We start from the raw sequence: 9,929 nt of genomic DNA, 5'->3' as shown, positions 1-9,929 counted from the left end.
CGAGCCCGCACCCGAACCTCCCACCTGGCAGCACTTCGCCCCACTGGACTACCAGCGGGGCGAAGCAGGCAGGGCCCGAATTAACCAACAGCGTCGGCGAACGTCACCGGGCGGGCCCTCCTACGCTTCTACCGGCGCGCCTCAGACCGTGCGGAAGGCGAGCACGACGTTGTGGCCGCCGAAGCCGAACGAGTCGTTCAGCGCCGCGATCCGGCCCTCGGCCGGCAGCTTGCGGGCCTCGCCGCGGACGATGTCCGCGTCGGCCTCCGGGTCGAGCTCGTCGATGTTGATCGTCGGCGGGGCGATGCGGTTCTTGAGCGCGAGGATCGTGGCCACCGTCTCGATGCCGCCCGCGCCGCCCAGGAGGTGGCCGGTCATCGACTTCGTACTGGTGATGGCCATGTGATCGACGTCGTCACCGAACGCCTTGCGCAGCGCCCTGAGCTCACCGACGTCACCGGCCGGGGTCGACGTCGCGTGCGCGTTCACGTGCACGATCTCCGCCGGGTTGAGACCGGTGTTGTCGATCAGGTTCGTCAGCGCCGCCGCGATGCCGTTGCCGGACGGCTCGGGCTGCGTGATGTGGTGTGCGTCGGCGGAGATGCCCTGGCCGACGGCCTCGGCGTAGATCGTGGCGCCGCGGGCCTTGGCGTGCTCCTCGGACTCCAGGATGATCACGCCGGCGCCCTCGCCGAGCACGAAGCCATTGCGGTCGACGTCCCACGGGCGGGAGGCGCCCTGCGGGTCCTCGTTGTTCTTGGACATCGCCATCATGTTGCCGAACGCGACGATCGGCAGCGGGTGGATGGCGGCTTCCGTGCCACCGGCGACGACGACGTCGGCGCGGCCCGAGCGGATCATCTCGATGGCGTAGCCGATGGCCTCGGCGCCCGACGCGCACGCCGAGACCGGCGTGTGCACACCGGCTCGGGCGTTGAACTCGATGCCGACGTTGGCGGACGGCGAGTTCGGCATCAGCATCGGCACGGTGTGCGGGGAGACGCGGCGTACGCCCTTCTCCTTGAGCACGTCGTACTGGTCGAGCAGGGTCGTCACACCACCGATGCCGGAGGCGATGACCGCGCCAAGACGGTCGGGGTTGACCGACGTGTCCTCGCCCGCCCTGGCGGTGAAGCCCGCGTCCTTCCAGGCTTCCTGGGCCGCGACGAGCGCGAACTGCGCCGAACGGTCCAGCTTGCGGGCCTGCGGCCGCGGGATGATCTCGGACGGCTCAACGGCGATCTGCCCGGCGATGCGGACGGGCAGGTCGGCGGCCCAGTCCTGGTCGAGCGTGCTGACACCGGAGCGTCCGGCGAGCATGGCCTCCCAGGTCGAAGCGCTGTCGCCACCCAGCGGTGTGGTTGCGCCGATACCGGTGACGACCACGGTGCGATTGGTCGCGTTCACGGGAATTCTTACTCCACGGGTAGAGGGGTCTGAATCGACGGCGCCACCGCGGGGTGGCGACATGCGCGGGAGCTGGATCAGCTCTGGTGCTTGAGGATGTAGTCGGTCGCGTCGCCGACGGTCTTGAGGTTCTTGACGTCGTCGTCCGGGATCTTCACGTCGAAGCGCTCTTCGGCGGCGACGACGACCTCGACCATGGACAGCGAGTCAACGTCCAGGTCGTCGGTGAAGGACTTGTCCACCTGGACGTCCTCGGTGGGGATCCCGGCGATCTCGTTCACGATCTCGGCGAGACCGGCAACGATCTCTTCCTGAGTGGCGGCCATGATGGCGCTCCTTCGGTCATTTTAAGGGGAAACTGCGTTACTTGCGGTGAAGATCCGTGCGGCGCCCGGCACGTCCGGAGACGGACGGTGCTGCGCAGATCTTGCCTAGGGGAGGGTAACGACCGTCGCGGCGTACACGAGACCCGCCCCGAAGCCGATGACCAGCGCGGTGTCGCCGCTCTTGGCCTGTCCGGTCGCCAACAGCCGCTCCATGGCGAGCGGAATGGAGGCGGCCGAGGTGTTGCCGGTGGTCTCCACGTCGCGGGCGACCGTCACGCTCTCCGGCAGCTTCAGAGTCTTCACCATCGAGTCGATGATCCGCATGTTGGCCTGGTGCGGGATGAAGACGTCCAGGTCGTCCGGGCTGACTCCGGCCGCGTCCAGCGCCTGCTGGGCGACCTTGGCCATCTCGAACACCGCCCACCGGAAGACCGCTTGGCCCTCCTGGGTGATGGCGGGGTACCGGATCTCCTCCAGGGCGGGGCGCGCCTCGGGCCCGTCGCCCCCGGGGACCGGCGTGGAACGGTAGACGTCCCAGCCGAGGGTCTGCTTGATCGTTTCGGACTTGTCGCCCTCCGAGCCCCAGACCGTCGGGCCGATCTCCGGCTCGTTGGCGGGGCCGACGACCACCGCGCCGGCGCCGTCACCGAACAGGAAGGCCGTCGCACGGTCCTCCAGGTCGGTCAGGTCCGACAGTCGCTCGACGCCGATGACCAGGACGTACTCCGCCGAACCCTCCGTCACCAGGCCCTTGGCGAGGGTCAGTCCGTAGCCGAAGCCCGCGCAGCCCGCCGAGATGTCGAAGGCGGCCGGCTTGCCGGCGCCGATGCGGTGCGCGATCTCGGTCGCGACCGCCGGGGTCTGCTTGAAGTGCGAGACGGTGGAGACGATCACGGCGCCGATCTGCTCGGGCGTGATGCCGGCGTCGGCGATGGCCTTGCCGGACGCCTCGACCGACATCTGCGCCACGGTCTCCTCGGGGCCCGCCCAGTGGCGGGTCGCGATGCCGGACCGTGAGCGGATCCACTCGTCGGACGAGTCGATGTGCTTGAGGATCTCCTCGTTGGGCACGACACGGGTCGGCCGGTAGCCGCCGACGCCCATGATCCGGGCGTACGGAGCGCCCTTGGAGGGCTTGATCTTCGAGGTCATGCGCTTCGGACTCCTATTCGACCGGTGCCGAGCCAGCTGTGGTGGCGGCGGACGCCTCGGCGATCAGCGTGCGGGCCGCGTCGAGGTCGTCGGGCGACTTGAGGGCGAGGGTCCGCACGCCGGGCAGGGCGCGCTTGGCCAGGCCGGTGAGCGTGCCGCCGGGGGCGGCCTCGATGAGCGCGGTGACGCCGAGCGCCTTGAAGGTCTCCATGCACAGGTCCCAGCGCACGGGGTTGGCCACCTGGCCGACCAGCCGCTGCACGAGTTCCTGACCGGAGGAGACCAGCTGCCCGTCCTTGTTGGAGACGTAGCGGGTGTGCGGATCGGCGACCGACAGCGAAGCGGTCGCGGATTCCAGCGCGGAGACGGCGGGTGCCATGTGGTGAGTATGGAACGCGCCGGCCACCTTCAGCGGTACGACCCGGCGAGTGCCCTCCGGCTTGTTCTCGACCAGCGCGGCGATCTGCTCGGCGGTGCCGGCCGCGACGATCTGGCCGGCGCCGTTGACGTTCGCCGGGGTCAGGCCCAGCCGCTCCAGATGGGGGAGCACGACGGCCTCATCGCCACCCAGGAGGGCGGCCATGCCGGTTTCGGTGACGGCGGCGGCCTCGGCCATCGCCAGGCCGCGGCGGCGTACCAGCCCCATCGCGGCCTCGTCGGAGAGCGTGCCGGTCAGCGCGGCGGCAGCGAGCTCGCCCACGCTGTGACCGGCCGCGGCGCCGACCTTGGAGGAGAAGTCGTCGGCCGTCGCGAACAGCTGACGGGTGGAGATCAGGGCGGACGCCACCAGCAGCGGCTGCGCCACCGCGGTGTCGCGGATTTCCTCTTCGTCCGCCTTCGTGCCGTAGTGGACCAGGTCGAGGTCGATGGCGGCCGACCACTCACGGAGCCGGTCTTCGACACCGGGGAGGTCGAGCCAGGGGGTCAGGAAGCCGGGCGTCTGGGCGCCTTGGCCGGGAGCGACGAGTACGAGCACCCTCACACTCTCTCTTGTGGGTGGTTCCGCCCGCCCGTGGGGACAAGGACGAAGAACCATCGGGGTAATTGTTGGTCTCCGACAAAAGTCTAGAGTTGCGCCTCACCGTCAGCCAGACGCCCCAGAATCAGTGCGATACGGAGGGTGAAGGCCGAGCGCACATCGGAGGGTGACCACCCGGTGACGTCCGTCACACGTCGCAGCCGATAGCGCACGGTGTTGGGGTGCACGAACAGCATCCGGGCCGCGCCCTCCAGACTGCTCGCCTGCTCAAGATAGACGCTCAGCGTCTCCAGGAGCGCCGACCCGGCTTCCTCCAGCGGTCTGTAGATCTCCTCCACCAACTGCTCCCGCGCCACCGGGTCCGAGGCCATCGCGCGTTCCGGAAGCAGATCGTCCGCGAGCACCGGGCGCGGCGCGTCCGGCCAGGCCGCGCACGCCCGCAGACCGGCCGCCGCGGCCTGCGCGGAACGGGTCGCCGCCAGGAGGTCGGAGACCACCGGGCCGGCCACCACGGGCCCGGCGGCATACGGGCCGATCAGCGCCTTCGCCGCCTTGAGCGGATTGTCCGAACCACCCGCGATCACCACCAGCCGCGAGCCCAGCACCCCGGTCAGTACCTGCAGCTTGGCGTGCCGGGCGGCCCGCCGGATCGCCTCCACGGTCAGCTCGCTGTCGCCGTCCGGGGCCGTGCCCAGCACCACACACACGTGCTCGGGGGAGTTCCAGCCCAGCGCCGCCGCCCGGGAGACCGCGCCCTCGTCGGCCTCCCCCGAGAGCACCGCGTTGACCACCAGCGACTCCAGGCGGGCGTCCCAGGCGCCACGGGCCTCGGCGGCCTGGGCGTAGACCTGGGCGGTGGCGAAGGCGATCTCCCGGGCGTAGACCAGGAGCGCCTCGCGCAGCACGGACTCGTCGCCGGGGGCCGCGACGTCGTCGATCGCCGCCTCCATGACCTCGATCGTCGTCCGGACCATCTCCACGGTCTGGCGCAGCGTGATCGCCCGGGTCAGCTCGCGCGGCGCGGTGCCGAAGACGTCGGTGCTGATCGCCTGCGGGGTCTCCGGATGCCGGAACCACTCGGTGAAGGCGGCGATACCGGCCTGGGCGACCAAGCCGATCCAGGAGCGGTTCTCCGGGGGCATCGCGCGGTACCACGGCAGCGTGGCGTCCATGCGGGCGATGGCCGCGGCCGCCAGCGTGCCGGAGGAATTCTCCAGGCGCCGGAGGGTCGCGGAGTGCGGGTGCGCGTCGCGCGATGCGGGTTCAGACACGGGACAAGCCTGCACCATCGGGGCGGGGAGGTGAGGGGGCGGGGCTACCGTGGGCCCATGATTCAGGTGCGCAGGGGCGAGGAACGCTATCGGGGCGGCGATCCGGACGCGGGGATCGAGTCGCTGCACGCATTCTCCTTCGGGCCCCACTTCGACCCGGACAATCTGCGCTTCGGTGCACTTATCGCCTGCAATGAGGAGCGGCTGGCGGCCGGTGCCGGCTTCGACGAGCATCCGCACCGCGACACCGAGATCGTGACCTGGGTGGTCGAGGGTGAGCTGACCCACCGCGACTCGGCCGGACACGAGACCACCGTGCGCCCCGGCGATCTCCAGCGGCTCAGCTCCGCCGGCGGCGTGCGGCACGTGGAGCGCAACGCGGGCGGGGCCCCGCTGCGCTTCGTCCAGATGTGGCTGGCCCCGCGCGAATTCGGCGGGGAGCCGGCGTACGAGATCGTCCGCGGCATCGCCGACGGCACGCCGTACGCGGTCCCGCGGGCCGGCGCCCTGCTGCATGTGCGCCGTCTCACGGACGGCGAGCGCACCGCCGTCCCGGACGCGGAGCGGGTGTACGTGCACGTCGTGCGGGGAGCGGTCGGGATCGGCGGGCAGCGCCTGGAGGCGGGCGACGCGGCGCGGATCACGGACGGGACCGGGCTGGAGCTGACGGCGCTGGCGGCCGCGGAGTGCCTGATGTGGGAGATGGGGGCGGAGCCGGTCCACGGGTGAGGGGCGGCCGCGGCGGGGCCGGGCGGCCGTGGCGGGCCTTGGCGGGCGCGATTCCGCTTCGTGGTCTTAGGGGTGATTCCGCTTCGTGGTCCTACGGGGACGCCCGCCCGGCCGCCGTCCGCGTCAGACCGTCCGCGTCAGACCGCCCGCGTCGGGCCGTCCGCGTCAGACCGCCCGCGCCAGCTCGTCCAGCACCGCGTCGGTCAGCTTCGGCCAGACCTCGATCGCCCACGGCCCGAAGGCCCGGTCGGTCAGCGCCACACAGGCGGCCCCGGCCTCCGGGTCCACCCACAGGAACGTCCCGGACTGCCCGAAGTGCCCGTAGGTGCGGGGCGAGGACCCGGCGCCCGTCCAGTGCGGCGACTTGCCGTCGCGGATCTCGAAGCCCAGGCCCCAGTCGTTCGGCTTCTGGTGGCCGTAGCCCGGCAGCACACCCGTCAGCCCGGGGAAGGCCACCTGCGTCGCCTCCGCGAGCGTCTGCGGAGCGAGCAGCCGCGGCGTCTGCAGTTCGGCCGCGAACCGGATCAGATCGGCGACCGTGGAGACGCCGTCCTTGGCGGGCGAGCCTGGCAGTTCCGTCGAAGTCATGCCGAGCGGCGCCAGCACCGCCTCGTGCAGATACTGCGGGAAGGGGATGTCGGTCGCCTTGGCGATGTGGTCGCCCAGCACCTCGAAACCGGTGTTGGAGTAGATCCGCCGGGTGCCGGGCGCGGCCATCACGCGCTGCTCGTCGAAGGCGAGCCCCGAGGTGTGCGCGAGCAGATGACGGACCGTGGAACCCTCCGGACCGGCCGGGTCGTCCAGCTCGACGGCGCCCTCCTCGACGGCCAGCAGGGCGGCGTACGCGGCGAGCGGCTTCGTCACCGACGCCAGCGGAAACCTCTGCTCCACGGGGCCGTACGATCCGGCCACCGACCCGTCGGCTCGTACGACGGCGGCCGCAGCGGTGGGCACCGGCCAGTTCTCGATCATCCGCAGGCTCTGCATGCTCCGAGCCTAACCTCCCCAAATTCAGGTCAAGTCTGCGCCCGATCCGCGCTTGCTTGGAGTGCGCTCGAACTCTCTAGCGTTGAAGACGTCGCAAGGCATCCGGCGTGCAGCCGCGAGGTCCGCGGCGAAGTCGAGAGCAATCCGGCGAATCAGGGGAGACGGGGCATGACGGTCACGCAGAGCGAACCGGTCACGAGCGGCCTGGCGGCGACCGCCGAGCGGCCGGTGAGGGTCCGCAACTGCGGCACCCCGCCGCCCCCGCACCCCAAGCCCACCGGTCAGGACCGGTACACGATCAGCGAGGTCTCGGAGCACACCGGGCTCAGCGCCCACACCCTCCGCTGGTACGAGCGGATAGGCCTGATGCCGCACGTGAGCCGTACGCACACCGGGCAGCGCCGCTTCAGCAACCGCGACCTGGACTGGCTGAGCCTGGTCACCAAGCTGCGGCTGACCGGCATGCCGGTCGCCGACATGGTCCGCTACGCCGAACTTGTCCGGCAGGGCGAGAGCACCTTCGCCGAGCGTGAGCAGCTGCTGACCGCGCACCGCGAGGACGTGCGGCAGCGCATAACGGAGCTGCAGAGCACGCTGGACGTACTCGACTACAAGATCGACATCTACGCCGATGCCCGGCGGGCATCCGAGAGGTTCTGAGGTTTCATGGGTAGCGAGAAGATCGAGACGGTCGAGCTGGGCACCGGCGGCCCCCGCGTCGGGCTGCAGGGCCTCGGCTGTATGGGCATGAGTTTCGCCTACGGGCCCACGGACGCCGACGAGGCGCGGGCCACCCTGGAGCGCGCGCTGGAGCTGGGCGTGACGCTCTACGACACCGCCGACATGTACGGCCGCGGGGAGAACGAGAAGTTCATCGCCCCCTTCATCCAGGCGCACCGCGACGAGGTCGTCCTGGCCACCAAGTTCGCCATCTCCCCCGACCCGGACGCCCCGGACGACCCGTACCGGCGCATCATCCGCAACGACCGCGCCTACATCCGCCAGGCCGTCGAAGGCAGCCTCAAGCGGCTGGGCGTCGACGAGATCGACCTCTACTACATGCACCGCCGCAACCCTGACGTCCCTCTGGAGGAGTCGATCGGGGCGATGGCCGAACTGGTCACCGAGGGCAAGGTCAAGCACCTGGGGCTGAGTGAGGTCACCGGCAGCGAACTGCGCGCGGCGCACGCCATCCACCCGATCGCGGCCGTCCAGTCCGAGTGGTCCCTCTTCAGCCGGGACATCGAGGCCGGCGTGGTGCCCGCCGCGGCCGAGCTCGGCGTCGGCCTGGTGCCCTACTCGCCGCTCGGCCGCGGCTTCCTGACCGGCGCGTTCGTGCACGCCGACCAGGAGCTCAGCACGGACGACTTCCGTCGTACGCAGCCGCGCTTCACCGGCGACAACGCGGCCGCCAACGCGGCACTGCTGGAACCGGTCCGGGCGGTCGCCGACGCCCACGACGCCACGCTCGGCCAGATCGCCCTGGCCTGGGTGCAGCAGCAGGCCGCCGTCCACGGCCTGGCCGTCGTCCCGATCCCCGGCACCCGCAAGCGCCACCGCGTCGAGGAGAACACCGCCGCCACCCGCATCCGGCTCACCCACGAGGAACTGGCCCTCCTGGAGCCGATCGCCGACAAGGTGGCGGGCGAGCGCTACGCGGACATGACGCACACGTCGGCGGGGCGGGAGTAGGTCGCGGGAGGGGGTGGGTTTCTCGCGGGGTGGGCCGTTTACCGGGTGGGTCGCTCACGGGGTGGGTCGCTCATGGGGGTCCTGCTTGGGCGTCGGTTCGGGCAGCCCGGGCAGCGTCGCTGCGCCCGGGCTGCCGCGCCCCTGCCCTACGCCAGCCCCAGCGCGAACGCCGCGAACGCGGTGGCCAGGACCGCGGCGAGGGCGCGACGGGCACGGGTGACATCCGTCCAAGGCGCCTCGAAACGGCGGGTGCTGCGGGCGATCAGCAGCAGGGCGACGGCGAAGACCGGCAGCCAGGCGAGCCGGACGAAGATCCACCCCGGCGTGACGGGCGCGACGGTCAGGCCGGGCACCGCTCCGAGGAAGGACGCGGGCACCGCCGCGGACAGCATCGCCGTCTGGTGCCAGCACAGGATCGTCATCGCCGACAGGTTGATGACCACGACCGGCGCCCACAGGGCGGGCCGGCGCAGGAGGCGGGCAATCCGGTCCCGGAGCAGGATCGCGGCACCGGACTGGGCCGCCGCCAGCGCCAGGACCAGCAGCGACGGCGGATGCGAGTTCGTACGGTCCTGGCCGGGGACACCCACCATGCTCGCCGGGTAGTGGAAGAACAGCAGCAGCGCCGCGAACAACGCCGCGCCGCCGAACAGGAGCGTCCACGCGGCCCGCCGGCCGAGCCGCCGCTCACCCCAGGAGACGCCCAGCTGATAGGCGAACATCCAGCCGGGGAGCAGATTCAGCAGGCTCAGCCAGGACGGCATGGCCTCGGCGAACGGCCCGTAGCGCAGGAAGTCCACCGCCGCCACGGCCACCAGCAGCGGCGCGGCGGCCCAGGCCCCCATCCGGCCCGCCGCGCGGACGCAGTACGGCGTCAGCGCGGTGATTGCCGCGTACACGCCGACGAACCACAGCGGCTGGATCACCAGCGTCGCGCCCGTCCGCAGGGTCGCCTCCGGTACGCCCACGCTGTAGAGCAGCGGCAGCAGCGCCGCCCATACGGCCGTGACGCCGAGCACCGGTCGGCCAAGTCTGATGAGCCGTCCGCGCAGCCAACTGCCCACCGACTCGCCACGCCTGACGGCGCGCCGGTAGGACAGCACCGAGGCATAGCCGCCGACCAGGAAGAAGATGCCGAGCATCTGCAGCACCCAACTGACGGGCGCGAGTAAGCCGAAGGCGGTCAGCGGGCTGGCGTTGTGCAGCGCACCGTCGGCGTCCAGGGTGAACCCGCCGAGCAGCCAGTGGCCGGTAGGCACCGCGAGCAGCGCGAGCGCCCGCAGCCCGTCGATCGCCCGGTCCCGCTCCGCGGGGGTACGCGCCTCGATCGCGCGGGCGGCTGAGCGAACTGTGGAGGTGGTTTTCATGGGGTCCTTGGCCTCTGCG

The 9,929-nt window shown here is 71.4% G+C and carries 10 protein-coding genes; 3 read left to right on the top strand and 7 right to left on the bottom strand.

The annotated features are described in order from the left end of the window. Positions 1–141 precede the first annotated feature (141 nt). From fabF to ACGF4C_RS34170, 5 genes are all read right to left on the bottom strand, one after another. Entirely contained in the window at positions 142–1,407 is a 1,266-nt protein-coding gene (fabF, locus tag ACGF4C_RS34190) for a beta-ketoacyl-ACP synthase II (protein ID WP_393571712.1), read from the bottom strand. 77 nt (positions 1,408–1,484) lie between these two features. Beyond that, positions 1,485–1,733 carry an acyl carrier protein gene (locus ACGF4C_RS34185; protein ID WP_006605825.1) on the bottom strand — a complete coding sequence of 83 codons (249 nt, stop codon included), beginning with the start codon at positions 1,731–1,733 and terminating at the stop codon, positions 1,485–1,487. A 105-nt stretch (positions 1,734–1,838) separates the two neighbouring features. Then, positions 1,839–2,885: a ketoacyl-ACP synthase III gene (locus ACGF4C_RS34180; protein ID WP_201808067.1), complete on the bottom strand. Its 1,047-nt coding sequence runs from the start codon at positions 2,883–2,885 to the stop codon at positions 1,839–1,841. Positions 2,886–2,898: 13 nt separating this feature from the next. Then, positions 2,899–3,861 carry an ACP S-malonyltransferase gene (locus ACGF4C_RS34175; protein ID WP_393571709.1) on the bottom strand — a complete coding sequence of 321 codons (963 nt, stop codon included), beginning with the start codon at positions 3,859–3,861 and terminating at the stop codon, positions 2,899–2,901. An 89-nt stretch (positions 3,862–3,950) separates the two neighbouring features. Further along, positions 3,951–5,153 carry a PucR family transcriptional regulator gene (locus ACGF4C_RS34170; RefSeq protein WP_393571707.1) on the bottom strand — a complete coding sequence of 401 codons (1,203 nt, stop codon included), beginning with the start codon at positions 5,151–5,153 and terminating at the stop codon, positions 3,951–3,953. A 39-nt stretch (positions 5,154–5,192) separates the two neighbouring features. On the opposite strand from ACGF4C_RS34170, the gene ACGF4C_RS34165 reads away from it, so the two are divergent. Next, positions 5,193–5,864 (top strand): pirin family protein, encoded by a 672-nt coding sequence (locus ACGF4C_RS34165; protein ID WP_393571705.1) that lies wholly within the window; start codon positions 5,193–5,195, stop codon positions 5,862–5,864. Between the two features lie 165 nt (positions 5,865–6,029). On the opposite strand, the gene ACGF4C_RS34160 is transcribed toward ACGF4C_RS34165, so the two are convergent. Then, positions 6,030–6,851 (bottom strand): serine hydrolase domain-containing protein, encoded by an 822-nt coding sequence (locus ACGF4C_RS34160; RefSeq protein ID WP_393571703.1) that lies wholly within the window; start codon positions 6,849–6,851, stop codon positions 6,030–6,032. Between the two features lie 168 nt (positions 6,852–7,019). On the opposite strand from ACGF4C_RS34160, the gene ACGF4C_RS34155 reads away from it, so the two are divergent. Together ACGF4C_RS34155 and ACGF4C_RS34150 are read left to right on the top strand one after the other, a co-directional pair. Then, positions 7,020–7,511: a MerR family transcriptional regulator gene (locus ACGF4C_RS34155; RefSeq protein WP_393571700.1), complete on the top strand. Its 492-nt coding sequence runs from the start codon at positions 7,020–7,022 to the stop codon at positions 7,509–7,511. Between the two features lie 6 nt (positions 7,512–7,517). Continuing rightward, complete coding sequence (locus ACGF4C_RS34150) at positions 7,518–8,543, top strand: aldo/keto reductase (protein ID WP_393571698.1); 1,026 nt, start codon at positions 7,518–7,520, stop codon at positions 8,541–8,543. Positions 8,544–8,689: 146 nt separating this feature from the next. Here ACGF4C_RS34150 and ACGF4C_RS34145 read toward each other — a convergent pair whose 3' ends face one another. Beyond that, positions 8,690–9,910, bottom strand: coding sequence for an acyltransferase (locus ACGF4C_RS34145; protein ID WP_393571696.1), 1,221 nt, complete (start codon positions 9,908–9,910; stop codon positions 8,690–8,692). Between the last annotated feature and the right edge of the window lie 19 nt (positions 9,911–9,929).

The organism is Streptomyces sp. NPDC048197 (genome assembly GCF_043202395.1).
Lineage (GTDB): Bacteria > Actinomycetota > Actinomycetes > Streptomycetales > Streptomycetaceae > Streptomyces > Streptomyces siderophoricus.
This window is presented reverse-complemented; position numbering and strand designations above follow the sequence as displayed.

What these genes read in the sequence shown, in the direction of transcription:
- ACGF4C_RS34185 (WP_006605825.1), bottom strand. Translation starts at nt 1,733, where the DNA reads ATGGCCGCCACTCAGGAAGAGATCGTTGCCGGTCTCGCCGAGATCGTG.
- ACGF4C_RS34180 (WP_201808067.1), bottom strand. Translation starts at nt 2,885, where the DNA reads ATGACCTCGAAGATCAAGCCCTCCAAGGGCGCTCCGTACGCCCGGATC.
- ACGF4C_RS34170 (WP_393571707.1), bottom strand. Translation starts at nt 5,153, where the DNA reads ATGGTGCAGGCTTGTCCCGTGTCTGAACCCGCATCGCGCGACGCGCAC.
- ACGF4C_RS34165 (WP_393571705.1), top strand. Translation starts at nt 5,193, where the DNA reads ATGATTCAGGTGCGCAGGGGCGAGGAACGCTATCGGGGCGGCGATCCG.
- ACGF4C_RS34160 (WP_393571703.1), bottom strand. Translation starts at nt 6,851, where the DNA reads ATGCAGAGCCTGCGGATGATCGAGAACTGGCCGGTGCCCACCGCTGCG.
- ACGF4C_RS34155 (WP_393571700.1), top strand. Translation starts at nt 7,020, where the DNA reads ATGACGGTCACGCAGAGCGAACCGGTCACGAGCGGCCTGGCGGCGACC.
- ACGF4C_RS34150 (WP_393571698.1), top strand. Translation starts at nt 7,518, where the DNA reads ATGGGTAGCGAGAAGATCGAGACGGTCGAGCTGGGCACCGGCGGCCCC.
- ACGF4C_RS34145 (WP_393571696.1), bottom strand. Translation starts at nt 9,910, where the DNA reads ATGAAAACCACCTCCACAGTTCGCTCAGCCGCCCGCGCGATCGAGGCG.